This is a genomic window from Nocardia sp. NPDC056000, from assembly GCF_042269265.1.
GTDB lineage: Bacteria > Actinomycetota > Actinomycetes > Mycobacteriales > Mycobacteriaceae > Nocardia.
The window spans coordinates 357,890-377,939 of record NZ_JBHJXS010000006.1 but is presented as its reverse complement, the minus strand read 5'-3'; the positions used below and the strand labels follow the sequence as shown (position 1 = coordinate 377,939).

At 65.9% G+C, this 20,050-nt stretch carries 24 protein-coding genes; 12 read left to right on the top strand and 12 right to left on the bottom strand.

Annotated features, from left to right (window positions below; genetic code table 11):
• The first annotated feature begins 59 nt into the window (after window positions 1–59).
• On the top strand, window positions 60–704 hold the full coding sequence (locus tag ACFC4D_RS20330) for a TetR/AcrR family transcriptional regulator (RefSeq protein ID WP_376065323.1): 645 nt from the start codon (window positions 60–62) through the stop codon (window positions 702–704).
• An 18-nt stretch (window positions 705–722) separates the two neighbouring features.
• Here the strand turns inward: ACFC4D_RS20330 and ACFC4D_RS20325 are convergent, their stop codons facing one another.
• A complete protein-coding gene (locus ACFC4D_RS20325; protein ID WP_376065321.1) occupies window positions 723–1,517 on the bottom strand; it encodes a YdcF family protein in 795 nt (264 codons plus the stop codon).
• A 154-nt stretch (window positions 1,518–1,671) separates the two neighbouring features.
• Here ACFC4D_RS20325 and ACFC4D_RS20320 point away from each other — a divergent pair, with 154 nt between their 5' ends.
• Complete coding sequence (locus ACFC4D_RS20320) at window positions 1,672–1,806, top strand: hypothetical protein (protein ID WP_376065318.1); 135 nt, start codon at window positions 1,672–1,674, stop codon at window positions 1,804–1,806.
• Window positions 1,807–1,850: 44 nt separating this feature from the next.
• A complete protein-coding gene (locus ACFC4D_RS20315) occupies window positions 1,851–2,126 on the top strand; it encodes an Lrp/AsnC ligand binding domain-containing protein (protein WP_364643874.1) in 276 nt (91 codons plus the stop codon).
• A gap of 81 nt (window positions 2,127–2,207) precedes the next feature.
• Here ACFC4D_RS20315 and ACFC4D_RS20310 read toward each other — a convergent pair whose 3' ends face one another.
• From ACFC4D_RS20310 to ACFC4D_RS20300, 3 genes are all read right to left on the bottom strand, one after another.
• Window positions 2,208–2,558, bottom strand: coding sequence for a hypothetical protein (locus tag ACFC4D_RS20310; protein WP_375968136.1), 351 nt, complete (start codon window positions 2,556–2,558; stop codon window positions 2,208–2,210).
• A 138-nt stretch (window positions 2,559–2,696) separates the two neighbouring features.
• Window positions 2,697–3,752: an anthranilate phosphoribosyltransferase gene (gene trpD / locus ACFC4D_RS20305; protein WP_375968135.1), complete on the bottom strand. Its 1,056-nt coding sequence runs from the start codon at window positions 3,750–3,752 to the stop codon at window positions 2,697–2,699.
• A 77-nt stretch (window positions 3,753–3,829) separates the two neighbouring features.
• A complete protein-coding gene (locus tag ACFC4D_RS20300) occupies window positions 3,830–4,240 on the bottom strand; it encodes a hypothetical protein (protein ID WP_375968134.1) in 411 nt (136 codons plus the stop codon).
• Window positions 4,241–4,417: 177 nt separating this feature from the next.
• Here ACFC4D_RS20300 and ACFC4D_RS20295 point away from each other — a divergent pair, with 177 nt between their 5' ends.
• The 4 genes from ACFC4D_RS20295 to ACFC4D_RS20280 all read left to right on the top strand — a co-directional run bounded on the left by ACFC4D_RS20295 (window position 4,418) and on the right by ACFC4D_RS20280 (window position 8,730).
• The gene (locus ACFC4D_RS20295) at window positions 4,418–5,029 is read left to right on the top strand and encodes a heme-copper oxidase subunit III (protein ID WP_364643862.1); all 612 of its coding nucleotides are present in this window, start codon (window positions 4,418–4,420) and stop codon (window positions 5,027–5,029) included.
• Window positions 5,030–5,114: 85 nt separating this feature from the next.
• The gene (locus ACFC4D_RS20290) at window positions 5,115–5,978 is read left to right on the top strand and encodes a c-type cytochrome (RefSeq protein ID WP_375968133.1); all 864 of its coding nucleotides are present in this window, start codon (window positions 5,115–5,117) and stop codon (window positions 5,976–5,978) included.
• The gene (locus ACFC4D_RS20285) at window positions 5,975–7,129 is read left to right on the top strand and encodes a ubiquinol-cytochrome c reductase iron-sulfur subunit (protein WP_375968132.1); all 1,155 of its coding nucleotides are present in this window, start codon (window positions 5,975–5,977) and stop codon (window positions 7,127–7,129) included. The genes ACFC4D_RS20290 and ACFC4D_RS20285 overlap by 4 nt, the downstream gene beginning before the upstream one ends.
• Window positions 7,126–8,730 carry a cytochrome bc complex cytochrome b subunit gene (locus tag ACFC4D_RS20280; RefSeq protein WP_364643856.1) on the top strand — a complete coding sequence of 535 codons (1,605 nt, stop codon included), beginning with the start codon at window positions 7,126–7,128 and terminating at the stop codon, window positions 8,728–8,730. Before ACFC4D_RS20285 ends, ACFC4D_RS20280 begins: the two co-directional genes overlap by 4 nt.
• A 91-nt stretch (window positions 8,731–8,821) precedes the next feature.
• On the opposite strand, the gene ACFC4D_RS20275 is transcribed toward ACFC4D_RS20280, so the two are convergent.
• The 5 genes from ACFC4D_RS20275 to ACFC4D_RS20255 form a co-directional block, all read right to left on the bottom strand.
• The gene (locus tag ACFC4D_RS20275; RefSeq protein ID WP_375968131.1) at window positions 8,822–9,421 is read right to left on the bottom strand and encodes a TetR/AcrR family transcriptional regulator; all 600 of its coding nucleotides are present in this window, start codon (window positions 9,419–9,421) and stop codon (window positions 8,822–8,824) included.
• A complete protein-coding gene (locus ACFC4D_RS20270) occupies window positions 9,418–9,897 on the bottom strand; it encodes a DUF1772 domain-containing protein (RefSeq protein ID WP_376065316.1) in 480 nt (159 codons plus the stop codon). Before ACFC4D_RS20270 ends, ACFC4D_RS20275 begins: the two co-directional genes overlap by 4 nt.
• A 19-nt stretch (window positions 9,898–9,916) precedes the next feature.
• Complete coding sequence (locus ACFC4D_RS20265; RefSeq protein ID WP_364643847.1) at window positions 9,917–10,315, bottom strand: hypothetical protein; 399 nt, start codon at window positions 10,313–10,315, stop codon at window positions 9,917–9,919.
• A 121-nt stretch (window positions 10,316–10,436) separates the two neighbouring features.
• Entirely contained in the window at window positions 10,437–11,207 is a 771-nt protein-coding gene (locus ACFC4D_RS20260) for a BTAD domain-containing putative transcriptional regulator (RefSeq protein WP_375968129.1), read from the bottom strand.
• Window positions 11,208–11,386: 179 nt separating this feature from the next.
• The gene (locus tag ACFC4D_RS20255) at window positions 11,387–13,570 is read right to left on the bottom strand and encodes an MMPL family transporter (protein ID WP_376065314.1); all 2,184 of its coding nucleotides are present in this window, start codon (window positions 13,568–13,570) and stop codon (window positions 11,387–11,389) included.
• Between the two features lie 149 nt (window positions 13,571–13,719).
• Between ACFC4D_RS20255 and ACFC4D_RS20250 the strand changes: the two genes are divergently transcribed.
• The gene (locus ACFC4D_RS20250) at window positions 13,720–14,361 is read left to right on the top strand and encodes a TetR/AcrR family transcriptional regulator (RefSeq protein ID WP_375968127.1); all 642 of its coding nucleotides are present in this window, start codon (window positions 13,720–13,722) and stop codon (window positions 14,359–14,361) included.
• Window positions 14,362–14,371: 10 nt separating this feature from the next.
• Here ACFC4D_RS20250 and ACFC4D_RS20245 read toward each other — a convergent pair whose 3' ends face one another.
• Window positions 14,372–14,851 (bottom strand): hypothetical protein, encoded by a 480-nt coding sequence (locus ACFC4D_RS20245; RefSeq protein ID WP_375968126.1) that lies wholly within the window; start codon window positions 14,849–14,851, stop codon window positions 14,372–14,374.
• Window positions 14,852–14,986: 135 nt separating this feature from the next.
• On the opposite strand from ACFC4D_RS20245, the gene ACFC4D_RS20240 reads away from it, so the two are divergent.
• The 3 genes from ACFC4D_RS20240 to ACFC4D_RS20230 are packed head-to-tail and all read left to right on the top strand — an operon-like array spanning window position 14,987 to window position 16,865.
• Window positions 14,987–15,448, top strand: a complete 462-nt coding sequence (locus tag ACFC4D_RS20240; protein ID WP_375968125.1) for an ester cyclase — start codon at window positions 14,987–14,989, stop codon at window positions 15,446–15,448.
• On the top strand, window positions 15,445–15,960 hold the full coding sequence (locus tag ACFC4D_RS20235; RefSeq protein ID WP_375968124.1) for a DUF2505 domain-containing protein: 516 nt from the start codon (window positions 15,445–15,447) through the stop codon (window positions 15,958–15,960). The genes ACFC4D_RS20240 and ACFC4D_RS20235 overlap by 4 nt, the downstream gene beginning before the upstream one ends.
• The gene (locus tag ACFC4D_RS20230) at window positions 15,957–16,865 is read left to right on the top strand and encodes an SDR family NAD(P)-dependent oxidoreductase (protein WP_376065311.1); all 909 of its coding nucleotides are present in this window, start codon (window positions 15,957–15,959) and stop codon (window positions 16,863–16,865) included. Before ACFC4D_RS20235 ends, ACFC4D_RS20230 begins: the two co-directional genes overlap by 4 nt.
• Window positions 16,866–16,905: 40 nt before the next feature.
• Here the strand turns inward: ACFC4D_RS20230 and ubiG are convergent, their stop codons facing one another.
• Both ubiG and ACFC4D_RS20220 read right to left on the bottom strand, forming a co-directional pair.
• Window positions 16,906–17,610, bottom strand: a complete 705-nt coding sequence (ubiG, locus tag ACFC4D_RS20225) for a bifunctional 2-polyprenyl-6-hydroxyphenol methylase/3-demethylubiquinol 3-O-methyltransferase UbiG (RefSeq protein WP_376065308.1) — start codon at window positions 17,608–17,610, stop codon at window positions 16,906–16,908.
• A gap of 35 nt (window positions 17,611–17,645) precedes the next feature.
• Entirely contained in the window at window positions 17,646–18,836 is a 1,191-nt protein-coding gene (locus ACFC4D_RS20220) for an FAD-dependent monooxygenase (RefSeq protein WP_376065307.1), read from the bottom strand.
• 209 nt (window positions 18,837–19,045) lie between these two features.
• Between ACFC4D_RS20220 and fabD the strand changes: the two genes are divergently transcribed.
• Entirely contained in the window at window positions 19,046–20,005 is a 960-nt protein-coding gene (gene fabD, locus ACFC4D_RS20215; RefSeq protein ID WP_376065305.1) for an ACP S-malonyltransferase, read from the top strand.
• Window positions 20,006–20,050: the final 45 nt, after the last annotated feature.

Here is a 20,050-nt window from a genome sequence, read left to right as displayed (position 1 = left end):
GTCACCTTCTCGAATTTCGCCGCAGTGGCACTGCGGTAGATATTGATAGGATGCTCCTCATGAGCCAACCGGTCAAGAGGACCTACCGAGCGGCCAAACGCGCCGAGACCGCCACGGCCACGCGCGCCGCCATCCGGGCGGCGGCGACCGGACTGTTCGTCGAATCCGGCTATGCCGCCACCACCATGCGGGAGATCGCGCGCCGCGCGGGGGTGGGGGAGCGCACGCTCTACGACGCCTTCCCGAACAAGTTCGAGTTGTTCCGGCACACGATCGGGGTGGCGACCGTGGGCGACGAGGAACCCGTCGCGGTGCTCGATCGGCCCGAAGTGCTTGCCGCGCAAACCGATACCGACGCGTCCGCCGCGATCGAACGCCTCATCGAGTACACGGCAGGACTTTTCGAGCGCGCGGGCGATCTCATCATGGTCGGCATCGAGGCGGGCGCGGCCGACGCGGCCATGCGCGCGGGCTCCGAGGCCGCCGAGGCGGACACGTACCAGACCTGGCTCGGGTTGACCCACAACCTCTTTCGCGCCGATGCGCTCCGGCCCGGACTCGATGCCGAAGCGGCGGCGGATATCTTCTTCGCGCTCGCCTCACCGCATGTGTTCCGGCTGCTGCGGCGGCAAAGAGGCTGGAGTGCGGCGCGATACCGGGAATGGCTCACCGAGGCGGTCACCGCACAACTGCTGCGCGAGTGACCGCCTCGGTTGCCGGGACTACTTGTCCGGGCCGAAAGGCTGTGCGGACAAGGGTGATTCATCCGGGGTCATGGTCGCCACCACCGAGATCCCGGCCGAACGGAAATTGCTGAGCGCGCGGGCGATATGGTCCGCCGAGGTGATCAGGATGGCGGCGTGCGCGCCGATCACCTCCATCAGCCGGGCCGAGAACGCGGCGTTCTGCACCGTCGAATTCGCTTTGGTCTCGGTGTGAATGCGCTCGGGGGAGATACCGCGCTGGGTCATCCAATCCGCCATGGCCTGCGCCTCGGTGACACCGGCCTGCGGATTGCCGCCGGTGAGGATCACCGGGGCCATCGGGGACAGCAGTGCCGAGACATAGCCCGCGTACAACCGGTTGATCAGCTCGGGGCGCATTTCGCCGTCCGGCATCAGGCCGTAGCCGAGCACCACGATGGCGGTGCTCGGGCTGAACATGGCGGGCAGTTCCAGCCCGGGCAGGTCCAGGCCCGGCACCAGCGTGGTCACCGAATTGAGCGCGCTCACAACGTCTTCGGTGATCCCGGCGATCGGCACGGCGGGCATGGTGATGGGCTGAGTGTGCCCCGGGACGGCCGTCGCGCCCGGTGCGGTCACGGTATCGGGACGTGCGGCGGTCACCGCCTCGGACTGCGCCGGAACGGCGACCGCATCGGTATCGGCCTGCGCCGGTGCGGCCCCCGCCGCGACCACCACGACGGTGGCCCCCGCGAGCAGGGTGCGCACGGCGAGCCGCGCGGTATTTCGGGAGATATGACGGAGAACCGGAACGGCCGGTAGCAGATCGAACATCGAAAACCCCCAGGGTAGCCACACTAGTGACTACTAGTCGGTTCACATTTCGATCCATGATCACCCGAATCGGCTGGCCGGGATGGGTTTTCGGAAAATCAAGCCCCGAATTCCGGGTACCGTCTCAGTCAGTGGGACCGAACGCAGACCGGCCGTGTCCGAACGCATCTGCTCGAACGACTCCGCCACCGAGCGCGCCAACCTCATGGGCGCTCTGGCCAAGATTCACCGGGCCGCCACCGAGCTCCTCGGGGGTCCCATCGAGGAGCTGGGTGCGCTGCCCGACTGACGCAACCGGCAACATCGTCCCGGTGATCACCTAGAGTTGGCGCCATGATTACCGCGATCGTGCTGATCCACGCCGAGTCCGACCGCATTCCTGAGACCGCGCAGGAATTGGCGGATATCGACGGGGTGGCCGAGGTGTACTCCTGCGCGGGCGACGTGGATCTGATCGCCGTCGTGCGCGTGCGCGAATACGAGCGCATCGCCGAAGTGGTGACCGGGCGGATCAATAAGACCGCCGGGGTCGTGCGCACCGCGACTCATATCGCCTTCAAGTCCTACAACCGCGCTGATGTCGAAGCGGGCTTCTCCATCGGCGAGTAGCGGATTCAACCCGCGAATCGCTCCGTACGGACCGGATACGTCCGTACGGAGCGATGCGTCAGCGCTGCGGACCTCGGTACCTCAGCCGGTCTGTATGGATGCCCCGAGCGGGGTGGCGGACCGGCCGGGCTCGACCACATTGGTGACCCCGCCCTTGCATCCGGGTAGCAGGTACACCCGGACCTCCTGGGCGGTGTGGTTCACCACCGCCAGGCGGCGCGGCACCTTGCGGACGGTGAGGCATCCGGCCGGATCGCCGTAATCGTGCCCGTCCACGCTCAGCGTGCCGCTCGCGGTCTGGGTCAGTATCGGCGCGACCGGATGTGCCCCGCTCTCGGGCACCACCCCCAGCGCGGCCCCCGCCGCGAGCACCGCGCCGATCGTGAAAAAGCCCCGCCGCCAAGGTATTCCGTCGCGCCCGAACCGCACCATTGCCGCACATCCTCGACTAGGCCAGTATCGCGGTCAGCCGCACCCATCAGCGGGAAACCGCCTGCTCAACGCCAAAACTGTAGCGCCGTCACAAGCATCCCACCGGCAAACACGCCTCCCGGCAGTGATAAGGGGCGTTCAGTCCGAACCGAGCTGATTGGTGACGGTGACCCAGCGGTCCAGCAGATCCGCGGCCGCGCCGGTGTCGATGGCTGCGGCGACGCGCTCCAGGGCCGCGGCCAATCGCGGGTGCAGATCGTCCGCCGATGTGTCCGGGGTCAGTTCGAAGGCGACCACCGCGGCCGCCGAATTCAGCAGCACCGCATCGCGTACGGGGCCGGGCTCACCGGCGAGCATATTGCGGGCGATCACCGCGTTCATGGCCGCGTCGCCGCCGCGCAGCGCCTCCGGGGCCACCCGGGGAATGCCGAGTTCGGTTGGGTCGATGGTGGTTTCGAAGCTGCGACCGCCCGCCACGACCCAGGCGTCGGTGGTGTCGGCGGTGGTGATCTCGTCCAGGCCGTCATTGCCGCGCACGACCAATGCCGACGCGCCGCGATCGGCGAATACGCCCGCGATGACCGGGAGCAGATCGGCGAAGGCGCAGCCGATCAGGCCCGCGGTGGGCTGGGCCGGATTGGTCAGCGGGCCGAGGATATTGAAGACCGTCGGGATGCCGATCTCACTGCGCGCCGGACCCGCGAAGCGCAGGGACGGATGGAAGACGGGGGCGAAACAGAAACCGATGCCCACCTCGTTGACCGAGGTCGCCACCGATTCGGGGCCGAGCGCGATCTTCACCCCGAGCGCCTCGAGCACGTCCGCGCCGCCGCTCTTGGACGATGCCGCGCGGTTGCCATGCTTCACCACGGGAATTCCGGTGGCGGCCACCACGATCGAGGACATGGTGGAAATATTCACCGTGCCGGAGCGGTCACCGCCGGTACCGACGATATCGACCGCCGCACCCTTGTACGGCACCCGGCGCGCGTGCGAGAGCATGCCCTGGGCCAGGCCGCCCAGCTCCTCGGGGGTGGGGCCCTTCATCTTCAGGGCCACGCCGAAGGCGGCGATCTGCGCGGAGGTGGCGCTGTCGGTGAAGATCTCGTTCATGGCCCACGCGGCCTCATCGGTGGACAGATCATTGCCATCGGTGAGGATGCCGAGGATTTCTCGCCAGCTGCGCGCGCTCATTGCTCTTCCGTTCCCCCGGAAGTCCGGAGTGATGTCGGGGCCATCGGTGTTGTCGGAGCAAGCCTAGTGGGCGGGGGCTATTTCTTTTCCTTCGGCGGCACCGGCGACGGTTGCAGCGCATCCCAGCCCAGCGCCTCGCCGTCGTGGCGATGAGCCAGACTCGCCATCCGCGAGCGCTCCTGCGAACAGTGCAGGGCATCGAGCACCTGCACGCGCTGCAAGATCACATTCGACCCGTCTGCGGTATCACCGGGCGCGTAGCCGCCCTGTGCGGCGATGGCGAAGATTTCGGCCCGCCGCTCTTCGGGAATTCGCAGGTGATGCCGCAGCAGCACCGGCTGGTCGGGAGTCCAGTTCTCCGCGCGCGCCAAGGCGGCCGAACATGCCTCCGCGTCATCGAAACTCGACGCCACCGAGATGAGATCGGCGCGCCCGGGATCCAGTTCCGTTGTCCCGCCGCGTCGCAGCAGTCGCCGCACCCACTCCATGGTTCGAAAACTCCTCCGAAATAGGGCTCAGGTTTCTCTTACCTGGGCAATCTAGGTTGGTCCGTGACACGCCGAGCGCCCATCGAGAGGCTTGCTCGCCCTGCGGTTTCCGACACGTACGACGAACTTTCGTACCCCGCTATGTCTGTCGTACTACGACAAGTCATACTTACCGGCGTGACGACCGCAGTAGGGACCCCAGGATCGGCCATTACCCAGCGAGTGCATTCGCTGAACCGGCCCAACATGGTCAGCGTCGGTACCATCATCTGGCTGTCGAGCGAGTTGATGTTCTTCGCCGGCCTGTTCGCCATGTACTTTGTCGCTCGCGCGCAGGCCCACGGTAAGTGGCCGATGGAGCCGACCGAGCTGAACCTCAAGCTCGCCGTGCCGGTGACCGCAGTCCTGGTGGCCTCGTCCTTCACCTGCCAGATGGGCGTCTTCGCCGCCGAGCGCGGTGACGTGTTCGGCCTGCGCCGCTGGTACACCATCACGCTGATCATGGGTGCGATGTTCGTGGCCGGTCAGGGCTACGAGTACACGAACCTGGTCAAAGAAGGCACCACGATCTCCAGCACCGTGTACGGCTCGGTGTTCTACATCACCACCGGCTTCCACGGTCTGCACGTCATCGGCGGTCTGATCGCGTTCGTGTTCCTGCTGGTCCGCACCTCGCTCAGCAAGTTCACCCCCGCGCAGGCGACCGCGGCGATCGTTGTCTCCTACTACTGGCACTTCGTCGACATCGTTTGGATCGGGCTCTTCGCCACGATCTACTTCATCCGCTAACCACGCGGATCCAGTACCACGGCACAGCCCGCCGTAGGCACGAAGCTTCTGACAAGTCGGTTCCGTCTACTCCAAAGGGACACAGATGAGTTCATCTCCCCCGTCAGCGCCAGATCCCAGCGAGGGGATCGGCGAGGCCACCAAGACCCGCAAGCAGCGGCGCATGCGCCGCAAGCTCGCCGGCGGTCTGGTTCTCCTGATGGGCCTCGTCGGAGCCGGCTTCGCGGCATCGGCCCTGACCCCGACGGCACAGGTCGCCACGGCGCACGAGGACCAGTCCGCGCTCATCCGCGAGGGCAAGCAGATCTACGACACCTCGTGTGTCACCTGCCACGGCGCCAACCTGCAGGGTGTGCAGGATCGCGGCCCGAGCCTGATCGGCGTCGGCGAGGCAGCGGTGTACTTCCAGGTTTCCTCCGGTCGTATGCCCGCCGCCCGCAACGAGGCGCAGATCGTGCGCAAGCCCCCGAAGTTCGACGCCGGTCAGACCGACGCCCTGGGCGCCTACATTCAGGCGAACGGCGGCGGCCCGACCGTGCTGCGCGATCCGAACGGTGAGATCGCCCAGGAGTCCATCATCGCCGGAGCCGATCTCGGCCGCGGTGGCGAACTCTTCCGGATGAACTGCGCGTCCTGCCACAACTTCACCGGTAAGGGCGGCGCACTGTCCTCCGGTAAGTTCGCCCCGCCCCTGGAAGAGGCGAGCGAACAGCAGATCTACCTGGCCATGCTCACCGGCCCGCAGAACATGCCCAAGTTCTCCGACCGGCAGCTGTCGCCGGAGGAGAAGAAGGACATCGTCGCGTACATCAAGGACCGCATGGAGACCAAGTCCGAGGGCGGCTACGGCCTCGGCGGCTTCGGTCCCGCGACCGAGGGTCTGGCGATCTGGATCGTCGGCATCGTGGTTCTGGTCGGATCGGCCATGTGGATCGGATCCCGGTCATGAGCGAACAGGAGCGAAAAGGCATGGGGGACAACCCCAGCGAGAAGGACTTCACCGATGAGCAGCTCGACGCCATGTCGCGCGATGAGCTCGTCGAACTCGGCACCAAGCTCGACGGTGTCGACGTCGCCTACCGCGCACCGCGCTGGCCGGTGCCCGGCACCCGCGCGGAGAAGCGCGCCGAGCGCCAGGTGGCGCTGTGGTTCGCCATCTCCGGCATCTTCGGCGCCGCGCTCGTCGGCATCTACCTGTTCTGGCCCTGGGAGTACAAGGGTCGCGGCGAGGACGGCAACACCGCCTACACGCTGACCACTCCGCTGTACGGCCTCACGCTCGGTATCGCGGTGCTCGCCGTCGGTATCGCCGTGGTGCTCATCCGCAAGAAGTTCATCCCGGCCGAGATCTCCATCCAGGACCGCCACGACGGCCGCTCCTCCGAGGTCAACCGCCGCACGCTGGGTGCACAGCTGCAGGACGCGGTGGAGACCTCCACCCTGGGCCGCCGCAAGCTGATCACCCGCACCGCGGGCGCCGGCGTCGGCGTGCTCGGCATCGGCGCACTGCTGGTGTTCGCGGGCGGCATGATCAAGAACCCGTGGGCCAAGCGCGACAAGTCGCCGCTGTGGGTTTCGGGCTGGACCCCGGATTACGCGGGCCAGACCATCTTCCTGCGTCGCGATACCGGCCGCCCCGAGGACATCGTCCTGGTGCGCCCGGAGGACCTCGACGCCGGCGCCATGGAAACCGTCTTCCCCTGGAAGGAAGAATGGCGTGGCGACGAGCACGAGACCCTGCAGTCGCTGCGTGGAATCCGCAACGCGGTCATGCTGATTCGCCTGCGCACCGCGGATGCCGAAAAGGCCATCAAGCGTAAGGGCCAGGAGAGCTTCAACTACGGCGACTACTTCGCGTACTCGAAGATCTGCACCCATCTCGGTTGCCCGACCTCGCTTTTCGAGCAGCAGACCAACCGGATTCTGTGCCCCTGCCATCAGTCGCAGTTCTCCGCGACCGAGTGGGGTAAGCCGGTCTTCGGTCCCGCCGCTCGCGCGCTGCCGCAGCTGCCGATCACCGTCAATGCCGAGGGCTATCTGGTCGCCGTACACGACTTCCTCGAGCCCCTCGGCCCGGCCTTCTGGGAGCGTCGTTCATGAGCCAGGTCAACGAACTCGACGAGCGGTACCACGCTGCCGCATTCGTGAAGCGGTCGATCAACAAGGTCTTCCCGACCCACTGGTCGTTCCTGCTCGGTGAGATCGCGCTGTACGCGTTCATCATCCTGCTGCTGTCGGGTATCTACCTGACGCTGTACTTCGACCCGTCCATGTCGGAGACCGTCTACAACGGCTCGTACCAGCCGTTGCGCGGTGTCACCATGTCGCGGGCCTACGAGACCGCGCTGAACATCTCGTTCGAGGTGCGCGGCGGTCTGTTCGTGCGCCAGGTGCACCACTGGGCGGCACTGCTTTTCGCGGCGTCGATCATCATCCACCTGTTCCGCATCTTCTTCACCGGCGCGTTCCGCAAGCCGCGTGAGGCCAACTGGGTGATCGGCTCGCTGCTGCTCATCCTGGCGATGTTCGAAGGCTTCTTCGGTTACTCGCTGCCGGACGACCTGCTCTCGGGTACCGGTCTGCGCGCGGCCTTCTCGGGCATCACCATCGGTGTTCCGGTCATCGGCACCTGGCTGCACTGGCTGATCTTCGCGGGCGACTTCCCGGGCGAGATCATCATCCCGCGTCTGTACATCGCGCACGTGCTGCTCATTCCGGGCATCCTGCTGGCCCTGATCGCCGCGCACGTCGCGCTGGTCTGGTACCAGAAGCACACCCAGTTCCCCGGACCGGGCCGCAAGGAAACCAATGTCGTCGGCGCGCGCATCGTGCCGGTGTTCGCCGCCGACCAGGGCGCGTTCTTCGCCTTCACCCTCGGCGTCGTCGCGATCATGGGTGGCGTGCTGCAGATCAACCCGATCTGGAACCTGGGTCCCTACAACCCGTCTCAGGTCTCCGCGGGTTCGCAGCCGGACTTCTACATGATGTGGACCGACGGTATGGCGCGTCTGATGCCGCCGTGGGAGCTCTACTTCTGGGGTCACACGGTTCCGGCCGCCTTCTGGGTCGCGCTGATCATGGGCCTGGTGTTCACCGTGCTGGTGATCTACCCCTGGATCGAGAAGCGCCTCACCGGCGACACCGCGCGGCACAACCTGCTGCAGCGTCCGCGCGATGTGCCGGTGCGCACCGCGATCGGCTCCATGGCCATCGCGTTCTACCTGGTGCTGACCCTGGCGTGTGTCAACGACATCATCTCGCTGAAGTTCGACATCTCGCTGAACGCCACCACCTGGTTCTTCCGCATCGCCCTGCTGACCGTGCCGCCGCTCGCGTACTTCGCGGCCTACCGGTTCTGCCTGGGTCTGCAGCGCAGCGACCGGGCGGTGCTCGAGCACGGTATCGAGACCGGTGTCATCAAGCGCCTGCCGCACGGTGAGTACATCGAGATCCACCAGCCCCTGGGCCCGGTCGACTCGCACGGTCACCCGATCCCGCTGGAGTACCAGGGCGCTCCGGTGCCCAAGAAGATGTCCAAGCTGGGCTCCGCCGGTAAGCCCGGCACCGGCTCCTTCCTGTTCGCCGACCCGGCCCAGCAGCAGCTGGAGAACGTCGAGAACGCGCACAAGGAAGAGCACGACATGCTGGCCGCCCTGGAAGCACACCAGGACACCGCGGACAGTGGTTCGCACGGCCACTGAGGCCGAGCCAAGCTGTAAAGGGAAGGCCCCGAGTCGAATTCGACTCGGGGCCTTCCCCGTTTCCGCGCACCCCCGCGGCCGGTCCGCCGGTCTACACCGTGACCTCGGTATCGCGTTGTGGCCGTGCCGCTTCGGCGTTCAGGGTTTCGGTGATCTCCCGCGCCCAGTCGGCGGGCACCGCGCCGGGGCCGATGACCTGCATCGCCGCCATGACGGTGAGCAGCATGCCGGTTTCGAAGAAGCGGGTGACCAGATCCGGTGTGGCACCGGTCAATTGCTTGACCAGGGCGTAGATCTCGCCGTAGCGGGCGCGCACCGCGACGCCGATGGCGGGATGTGAACTCGCCGCCATACCGTGCAGCAGTACGACGACGAGTTCGCGCTCGTCCAGGATCTCGGCGTAGCCCGCGCTGAGCCCGGCGAGCAATTCCACCGGATCCGTTGTGGTGCCCCGGTTTTCGGTGATCGCCCGGAAGATCTCCTCGATGCGGTCGCAGACCCGGTGCACCGCGGCGAGGAAGAGCTGTTCCTTACTGCCGAAGAGGCGGATGACATAGGGCTGAGAGACCCCGGATCGGCGGGCTATGTCATCGGTGGTGGTTCCGGCGTAACCGGATTCGCAGAAGGCCGCCACGGCTGCGGTGAGCACCTGCTCACTGCGCTGTGCGGCGGTCATGCGAACTCTGCTCACGCGGCTTCCCGGATGGCCAGGCACAGGCTCAGCAGTGCGACGGTCTGGAGTCCGGCGCGGGCGTAGATGACGCTGTCCCAGCGCTTCTGGAGGGCGCGCGGGTCGAGGCCCGCGGGGGCGTCGCCCTGGGACGCGGCGGTGAGCTGCTTGTTGATCGGAGCGCTGACGCGGATGTAGATGGCCATCCAGATCGCCAGGAACGCGAATGCCAGCGCGGCCAGCAGGGTGACCTTCCTATCGCCGTCGATGAGCGAGGTCACCGCCGCCAGCCCGGCGGCGATCCAGCCGATCGCGCCGGGAATCGGCATGCGCGCGTCCGCGATTCGGTGCACATTGCCGATGGTCTGCACCAGTACGTTGTCATCGACCGCCGCGAGGGCGGGGCGCAGCACGATCGCGCAGAATACGTCGGTTCCGTAGACGACGGCGCTGCCGAGCACCGAAACCGTCAGCAGTCCTTCGGTGATGTTTCGCACTGTTCTTCGCTCCAAATCTTCAGTCGTCGAGCAGGCCGGCGACCAGGAGGCCACCGAAAAGACCTGCGGCAGTGAGGAGTTCCCAGGTGTCGGGGGCACCGGAATTGCCGGTGATGCGACGCTTGTTGAGCGTGACCGAGGCGTCGATGAGCTCGAGTCCCACGCTCAGTACGAACCAGTGCCGCACCGGATGACCCCGGTACAGCGAGAACAGGGTGCCGGCGCCGAGCACCAGGTCCCGGGCCCCAAACGCCCGGGACGGCAACGAGGACATCTTCTCGTCGTACTCGCCCGACCACGATTTGACCGTCTCCGCGGGGTTGAGCAGCATGCCGCTGCCGATCGCCACGCGTGCGGCGCCTTGAGCCCAGGCGGTGCTGCGAACCACCTGACGCAAGACTGTTTTCCCGTTGGCCATCCATCCAGCCTTAATCTCGTGTGCGCTGTGGCACGCCGTCGAATATGCGCACCAAGACTGTCACCGATGACTGGCCGGAACACTTGACGGAATCTTGATTCCGATGGCCACGGTTCCGCCCTCAGGAAATTTCGCGCAGATCGAAACTATCCGAGGCCAGCAGGGTGCGATGAATTTCCCGGAGCCGCGGCCCGGGTTCCGCGCCCATCATTTCCACAATGCGCCCGCGAGCTGTCCCATACAGTTCGAGCGCCTCCACCGTGCGCCCGGTTTGCATGAGGGCTTGCAAGAGTTTCTCTATCACGAGCTCGGAGTGTGGATTATTCGCCATCTCGCGGCGGAGTTCGGTGATCACCGCACTCGAGTTACCGATCATTATTTCCGTTTCGGCCCAATCGGTCATGGCATCGAGTCGTTCCCGGTCGAGCCATTCCCGGACCCGGGTCGCCCAGCTCCCGGAGATATTCGCGATCGGGCATCCCTGCCACAGATTCAGTGCTGATTTCTGCAGGAAAGCCCTGGTGCGAGGGTTGTTCTCCTGCCGGGCCTCACTCATCAGCGCATAAAACCGGTGCAGGTCGATACAGTGCGGAGAGATATCCAGCAGATATCCGCCGTTCTGGCGGACGATTCTGACGTCATTCGCGGAATTACAGCCTTCGTTCGCTTTCTCGAGAATGCGCCGCAGTCGGGTGACATACGTATAGACGACATTGCGAACATCCGAAGGCGGTGATTCATCCCATACCCGTTCGACCAATGTGTCGAAGCCGATCGGTGTATTGGGCTCCAAAAGGAGTGGAAGGAGCACTGCTCGTTGTTTCGGTGGACCGAGGCTAATCGGAGCACGTCCCGCATATAGGTCCAGTGAACCGAGAAGTTGAAATTCCATACTGCCCCCAACATAACAAGCCAATATTGAAGATCCCCCCCAGCGCAGTCGAGTCGCCGCTGATCTCAACCGTTAGCGATCCTATCACTGATAGCCGATCGTGTCCGGTCGTGATCTTGTGCGCTGCGCCGGGAGGGAGCTCGAAATAGCTTGTCTACCTTGGGTTTCAGGTAAACCTGTTAACTTCCCGTCAGTGTTGCCGGGGCGGACGCCGACTCTTCGGGCTGTGCCGCGGGCAACTCGTCCGCATCCGATTCCCGGACGCCGATGCGCTGGTGAAGCCGCTTCAGCGGTCCCGGTGCGTACCAGGCCCGCTCACCCAGCAGCCGGAAGGTGACCGGAACCAGAATTCCGCGCATCACGGTGGCATCGAGCACCACCGCGAGCCCCGCGGCGATGCCGAAGAACTTCGCGAAACTCACCGGACTGAGCGCGAAGGCGAAGAAGCTGATCGCGATCAGCACCGCCGCCGCCGAGATGATGCGGCCCGTGCGCCCGAGTCCCTCGACCACCGCCTCGCGGGTGCTCGCCCCGGCATCGTGCAGTTCCTTGATGCGGCTGATGAGGAATACCTCATAGTCCATCGAGAGCCCGAATGCTATGCACAGCAACAACACCGGCATCGACATGTCCAGCGGTCGCGGCGTGATGCCGAGCAGTCCGGCGCCGTGGCCCTGCTGGAAGATCAGGATCATCACACCGAAGGTGGCGGACAGTCCGAGCGCGTTCAGCAGCAGCGCCCGCAGTGGCTGAATCACGCTGCCGGTGAACAGGAACAGCACCACGAAGGTGGTCACGACCAGCAGCAGCAGTGCCCACGGCAACCGGGTGCCGATGGCGTGTTTGGTGTCGACCAGGGTGGCGGTGGTGCCGCCGACCAGGAAATGCGCGCCGTCCGGGGTGGAAGTGGCCCGGACAGTTCGCACCAGATCCTGTGCGGTGCCGGATTCGGGGTGGATATCGGCGTTCGGTGTCACGACCACCTGCTGCGCGGTGGGCGTGGCGAGCTGGCGCTGCGCCTGTCCCGCGGGTTGTCCGGAGACGAAAACCCCTGCGGGACTGTCGACTCGGGCCACGCCGGGCAGCAGTGAGAGTTTCCTGGCGTAGTCGTCGATCGCCACCACCGAGACCTGATCGGTGGTGACCGCGTCGATGGTCGCGGTGCTGTCGCCGCCGAACTGGGTGCGCAGCACATCGAGTGCGACGCGGCTGTCGGTGGTGGTGGGCAGTGAGCGATCGTCGACGGTGGCGAATTCGATGCGCAGCACCGGCGCGGCGGCCAGCAGCAGGATCGCCAGCACCGGAATGGCGGTGGCGACCGGACGGCGCATGACGGCCGCGGCCAGCCGGCCCCAGGTCCGCGATTCCTGCGCACTCGCGCTGTGCACGAAAGGAATTCGACCGGCGTCGATACGCGGGCCGAGCACCGCGAGCAGTGCGGGCAGCAGAATCGTGCCCGCCGCGGCCGCGATGACCGTGACCCCGATACCGGCCAGAGCCAGCGAACGCAGGAAGGTGGACTGGAAGACCAGCACCGCGGAGAGCGCGACCGCGACGGTGACCGCGCTGAAAACGATGGTGCGCCCGGCGGTTCGGACGGTATGGACCACCGCGTCCGGTGTGGACGTGCCGCGGGCGAGCTCTTCGCGGAAGCGGCTCACCGTCAGCAGCGCGTAGTCGATGGCCAGGCCGAGCGCCATGGCGGTGATGAGGTTGGTGGCGAAGATGCTCACCGGTGTCACCTCGGCGAGCAGGGACAGTTCGGCGAAGGTGCCCGCGATGGCCAGCAGTGCGATGAGTAGTGGCAGCACCGCCGACATGACACTGCCGAAGATGGCGAGCAATAGGATGAGAGTCAGTGGCAGCGCGATGGATTCGGCCAGCACCAGGCCCTTCATCACCGCGGTGTTGATGTCGTTGTTGACCGCGAGCGCACCGGCGGCCCGCACCGTCACCGCATCGCCCGCCTTGCCGAGGTCGTCCTTCACCACGGCGGCAACGGTTTTGGCGCTGGCGGTCTCGTCACCGCTGACGAAGGCGGAGATCAGTCCGTAGCGGCCGTCCTGTGATTTGAGCGCCGGAGTGCCGGTTGTCCAGTAGGACACGATGTTTCGCACTTCGGAGCGCTGCTTCAGCGCGGTCGTGACCCGGTCGGCGGCGGCCGCGACGGCGGGATCGTCGACCTTGCCGGATTTGGCCTCGATCAACAGCAGCAGGTTCGGATTGCCGTCCAGGTGCTGATCGATGAGCTGTTGGGCGTGCGTCGATTCCGCGTTGTCGGGGGCGAATCCGCCGGTCTCCAGTTTCGAGAACGCGGTGCCGGCCAGTGCCATTGCGGCCACGGCGATGATCCCGGAAAGCACCAGGACCAACCTCGTTCGCCGAACGATGAAGAGACCTAACCGAGTGAACATGGTGCGCTTCCTGTCGTTCGATCAGTAGTAGCTGAGCTATCGACCATTGAACATCTATCACTGATAGACAGTCAACCGTTGTCAGTATGCTGTTGTCAATGAAAGGAGGATCCGTGGAGCGAGAGGTCAAGGCCCCTGCGAGCAGCCCCAGCGGACGGCGACGCGAACGCGAGCGCGAGTACATGCGAAACCTGTTGCTCGACACGGCCCGCAGCATCGCGGCCGAGCAGGGTTGGCAGGCGGTCACCATCCGGCGCATCGCCGACCGCATCGAATACACCTCGCCGGTCATCTACCAGTACTTCTCCGGTAAGGACGCGCTGGTCTCGGAGGTGATGTGCGTCGGCTTCCGGGATATCGCGGACCGCATCGAGGCGACCATGAGCGAACCCGTCGAACGCCGCCTCACCGCGGTGGGCTCGGCGTTCTGGAATTTCGCGTTCGCCGCGCCCGAGCTGTATCAGGCCATGAACGGACAGGCCGGGGTCTCGTTCGACGGGGCGGAGATGCCGCCGGAGGTGGAGCGCGGGTTCACCGTGTTCCACGCGGTGCTGCAATCCATCGCCACCGATCAGGGCAAACGCCTGCGTGATCCGGCCGCGGCCGTGCACACCATGTGGGCGTATCTGCACGGTTTCGTCTCCTTGACGATGAGCGGCCGGGTGGCCGGGGGTGCGCGGCAGGGCGAGAAGTTCATGCTCGCCTCACTGGCGCCGCTGTTCGACGCGCAACTGTGCTGAGGTTCGGACCTCAGGACATGAAGGTGAAATCCGACGTCGCGGTGAATATCTGCGAGCGCGAATCCGCGCTCGGTTCGGACTTGGCCACCCAGTAGCGGGTGCCGAGCCGATTCCCGAACTCTCCGCCGGTGCCGTTCACGCCCAGCGTGATCGGCACGCCCGCGTAGGCGGTGGTCATATTGATCACGCCGAAGGAGTGCAGCGTGCCGCCGTGGAAGCTCATGGTGTCATCGCAGTACGAGTACATCTCCTTGGTGCCCGGATCCTGGAAGAAGACGGTGCAGTATCCGGTGGTCTGCCCGATGACCGGTCCATCCGGGGTGTCGTGGATGGTGTAGGAGTACGTGCCGGTCATCCCGTTGATCTCCAACGAGGTCATCTTCTCGAAGACGTGGACCGTGCGGTCGGGCTCGGCCTGGGCGCTCGGCGCGAGCAGCGCCGGGGTCGCCAGCAGTGCGGCGGCGAGAACTGTGGTGGTGATGCTTCGCATGCGAAAACAATTGCCGCGGTTACTGGTGCGCCGCCTCGAGGTCCACTCGAGTCAAGGTGAGTTCAAGGTTTCGTCCAATGCCGCGGTGTGATCCTCGGGCGCAGGAAACCGATGAACCGCAGTCAGGAGATCTTGATGTCAGAGGCGGACAAGGCGCTGATACGCCGCGTATTCGACGAGATGGCCAGCCAGGGCAAACTCGATGTCGCGTATGAGATCTACTCCCCGAAATACGTTGACCACCAGGCGTTCCCGGGTGCGCCCGAACGCGGGCCGGAGGGTGCGCACGCCTCGATCGGCCTGATGCGGACGGTACTGCCCGATCTCACCGTGCAGACCCATGAGATGAGCGCGCATAATGGCCTCGTCGCGTGCCATAACACTTGGTCCGGAACACATTTGGGGGAGGTCCTCAATATTCCGGCGACCGGGCAGCAGGTCAGCTTCAACGCGCTGGTCGTGTTCCGGGTCGACGCCGGGCTGATCACCGAGCGCTGGTCCATCGGCTTCGACGAGAATATGCGCCGCGCGCTCGGCCTGAAATTCAAATGGAGCTCGTCCAAGAGCTCGACTCCGCGGACAGGTGGAACGCTATGACACGCAAGGTGAGTCGCGTCGAGGAGTACGCGCAGTCGGCGGCCGAGGTGCATCGCGCGGTCACCACCCGGCAGTACTGGGTGGACCGGGTCGCCGAATTGGACGGTGCGGGAGCGGAATTGGTGTCCTTCGAGGTGACCGGCGACACCACCAAAATCGTGGTATCCAAGCCCGCGCCGGTCGGGCGGATGCCCGCGCAGGTCGCCAAGCTGATTCCGGATTCGGTGCGGCTGGAGGTGACCGAGTCCTGGGGTCCGCTCGCCGATGGCATCGCGCATGCGGAGATGGTGGCCGATATCGCCGGTATGCCCATCACGCTGGCCGCGAAATTCGTGCTCAAGGACGCCGGTGCGCGATCGACGCTGGATTTCGACGGCACGGTGGATGTGCGGGTTCCGGTGCTGGGCAAGGCGATCGAGGGCAATATCGCCACCGATGTGGGTAATGAGGTGACCCAGATCGCCGAGTACACCGAGACCTGGTTGACCCGCGAGCGGCAGGACAAGGCATGAGCGCGCCGATCGTCATCACCGGGGCGAGTTCCGGTCTGGGTCTGGCGACCGCGACAATCCTTGCGGGCAAGGGGATCCCGGTCATTCTCGGCTGCCGGGACGAGGGTCGCGCGGCGGCGGCGAAACAGCAGATCCTGACCGCCGTGCCCACGGCCGAGGTGGAGATCGTGATCATCGATCTGGCCTCGATCGACTCGGTGCGGCATGCGGCGCGGCAGTTGAAATCGCTCGCGGTGCCGCCCGCGGCGATCATCTGCAATGCCGGATTGCAGATCGTGGACGGGGTGCAGGAATCCGCCGACGGGTTCGAGATGACGTTCGCGTCGAACCATCTCGGGCATTTCCAGCTCATCGACGAGGTGATCGGGACGCTGGCATCGGGCGCTCGCATCCTGGTGGTGTCCAGTGACGTGCATCAGGGTCCGGCGAAATCGGGCGGCTTCCCCGCGCCCGAGTGGACCACGCCCGGTGAGCTCGCCGACGTCGAGGTGCAGCGCCGGACCGCGTCGAATCGCGGTGGCCGGGTGCGCTATTCGACCTCCAAGCTGGCCAATGTCTACTTCACCTATGAGCTGGCGCGGCGGGTGGCGGATCGCGGTATCACCGCCAATGCCTTCGATCCGGGGTTGATGCCGGAAACCCGGCTGTCCCGGAACTATCCGATGCTGATGCGCCGGGGCTTCCAGCTGATGACCCCGATCATCCGGCTGATGATGCCGGTCGCCCGTCCGCTCTCGCAGTCCGCGGACGATCTGGCCTGGCTGGCCACCGCCCCCGAAATGGCGGAGGTGACCGGCAGCTACTTCACCGGCCGCGACAAGGTGCCCAGCGCACCCGAATCGCATGACACCGAGAAGGCCCGCGAACTGTGGGAGGTCTCGGAGTCGCTGGTACGGAAAGCCTGAAGTCGTGGGGACGTCCCGTACGGGACGTCCCCACGCGTTTCTACTTCTTGGCGACGTTCATGTACGTCGAGGTGCTGTCCAGGCCCTGCCAGGTCATCAGGCTGCCGTCCTTGCGCTGGCCCAGAATGGTGAGCCCGCGCATCTTGTCCAGCTGGGTGAGGCCCGCGCCGGACAGGTAGCCGCGCATCTCGCTCGGCTTGATGAAGTCCTTGTACGCGTGTGCGCCCTTGGGGACGATCTTCATCACGTACTCCGGCATCACGATCATCATGAAGTACGAGACCGGCGTCCGATTGATGGTGTCGTACAGGAAGATTCCGCCGGGAGCCAGCACGCGCGCGATCTCGCGCACGGTCTGCGCCGGATCGGTCACATGCTCGAGCACATCCACACAGGTGACGATGTCGAACGCCCCGTCCGCGTAGGGCAGGTGCTCACCGACGCCGACCTGATAGTCGATGGTCTTGCCGGTCTCCTCGGCGTGCGCCCGCGCGACGGCGATGAGATTGGGGGAGGGGTCGAGCCCGCTCACCAGAGCGCCACGCGCACTGAGGAATTCGGTCGTGAAGCCGCCCGCGCAGCCCACGTCCAGGACCTTCTTACCGGTCCAGCTGTCGACGAACTTGTCGAAGTACGCGAACCGCGGGCCCTGAAAAGAGGCCAGGTTCTTCATATTCGAGTCTTCGCTCCACCATTTGTCGGCGAAGGCGCCGAAGAAATAGGGATCGGTGGCCGGCTCGGTCATGGGGTTTCCTTCCGAATTCACAGGGTGGTTCGCGGTCACGGGGCGGTCGGCACGGTGGCCCACCGTGCGGCATAGGAGATCTGGTCGCGTTCGGCAGCAGTGAACGCGAATTTCGGCCAGGCCAGGCGCATGACGAGCTGGCGCAGCTGGATGAGGGCCGGATTCTCCACCGCGCCCATCTGCCCGATGAGCCAGGCGGTGCGCTGCATTCCGGCGGTGCGCGGGATGCGCTGCTGTTCGTAGAGCCGCAGGGCCGATGGCACATCGGGGGTGGCGGCGAGTTCATCGGCCAGGATCATGGCGTCTTCGAGGGCCTGGCACGCCCCCTGCCCGATATTGAAGGTGATGGGGTGCGCGGCATCGCCGAGCAGGGTCACCCGATCCCGTCCCCAGCGCTTCTTACTGGGCCGCCGGTCGTAGACGTCACTGCGAATGATGTCCGACTCCGGTGTGGCGGCGAGGATTTCGCTCACGGGGTCGACCCAGCCGCGATGGCGTTCGGCGAGCAGCGCCTTCATATCCGGTTCGTTCGCCCCGCCCGCCGGACCATTGGCCACGCTCATCCAGTGCACGACGCCGGGGGCGACGTCGTAGTAGGTGAAGCGGGTACCGGGCCCGAAGAGCGCGTGGAAGGTGCCCGGGGGAATCAGGTCGTGGGTGAGCGCCGCTTTGCCGCGCCAGGCGATATAGCCGTTGTAGCGCGGCTTTTCGGCACCGTGCAGCCCGATGCGGACCGCACTGTTGATGCCGTCCGCGCCGATGAGCACATCGCCGGTGTCGGTGCTGCCGTCCGCGAGGCGCACGGTCACGCCGGTGTCGTTCTGCTCGAACGACACCACCTCCGCACCGGTTCGAACAACATTGCCGCTCAGCGCCTCTCGCAAGGCTCGGTGCAGGACCGATCGCTCCACGGCGATGGTCGGCCGCCCGTACTTCGCGGTGAACGATCCGACGTCCCAGGCCCCGAACACTTCGCCACGTGACGATGCGAATCGACAGATCTCCTGTGCCGGAGCGATTTTCAGCACCTCGTCGGCGACGCCGAGCTGGTCCAGGATCAGGGTGCCATTGGTCCAGATATGCAATCCGGCCCCGCCGTCCCGCAGCGTTTCGGAGCGTTCGAACACGATCGGGTCGAATCCCCTGTGCTGCAACGCCAGTGCGGCGGCCAGACCGCCGATCCCGCCCCCGGCGATCAGGACTCGGCGGGCCTGTGTCCCTACCATCTGCGCCTCCCGGCAATGTGTAGTGCGATGTCGGGTGCCAGCCTGGCCACCGCAGCTGGCCGGGCATCTCGAGGTTGTCTTGAATTCGGTCACGGTCAGTGGTCCGCCCAGTGAACTGCAAGTGGACCGCCCGGCACGCGATCCAGTGGGCGGCACAGTACCGCCCGGCATGCTCAGTTCCAGGCGCTCTGGAGAGGAGATCACGAGCGATGGGTATTGAGCTCGAGGGCCCGATTCTGGGCATGTTCCCAGGTCAGGGATCACAGCGTCCGGGGATGGCGACCGCCTTGCGCGCCGATCATCATGAGGCGGCGGCCGTCTTCGCGACGGCGGATGCCGTACTGGAGCAGCCGATCTCGCAGCTGTGCAGCACCGGCAGCGAGGAGGAGTTGCAGCGCACCGATATCACCCAGCCCGCCGTGGTCGCCACCAGCCTGGCCATCTGGGATGTACTGCGCGCCAGGGGCTTCGAGCCCGCGGCGGTGGCCGGGCACAGCCTCGGTGAGTTCGCGGCGCTGGCCGCGGCGGGGGTGCTGACCTATGAGCAGGCACTACTGCTGGTCGCGCGCCGTGGCGAACTCATGGCGCAGGTCGGGGAGAGCGTGCCGGGAGCCATGCTGGCGATCATCGGGTTGTCGGCCGAGCGGGTCGAGGAACTGTGCGAACAGGCCCCGGGCGCGGAGGTCGCGAACTACAACGAGCCCGAACAGACCGTGATCTCCGGCACCGCGACCGCCATCGCCGAGGTCGAGACCGCCGCGCTGGCCGCCGGGGCCGAGAAGTGCGTCCGCCTCAAAGTCGGTGCGCCCTTTCACTGTTCGCTGATGGACGCCATCGCCGCAGACTTCGGTGCCGAGCTGGATCGCCAGCCCTTCGCCGATCCCCGCATGACGGTCATCAGTTCGGTCACCGCCGCACCCCTGCGCTCGGGCGCGGAGGCGCGAATCCTCTTGCGCCGCCAGCTCAGCGGCAGTGTGCAGTGGGTCCGCACGGTTCGCGCCGCGCTCAATGGCGGCAGCACCACGCTGGTGGAGATCGGCCCGGGTCGTGCGCTCACCGGTTTCGCCAAACGCATTGCGCCCGAAGCCCAAACGCTCGGCACCGGCAATCCCAAGAACCTCGCCGCGGTGCTCGCGGCGCTGGAGAACGCTCGCGCGATCGCCTCCTGAACCACCGCTTCACGAATAACAGTTTCACCACTTCACGAGGAGTCC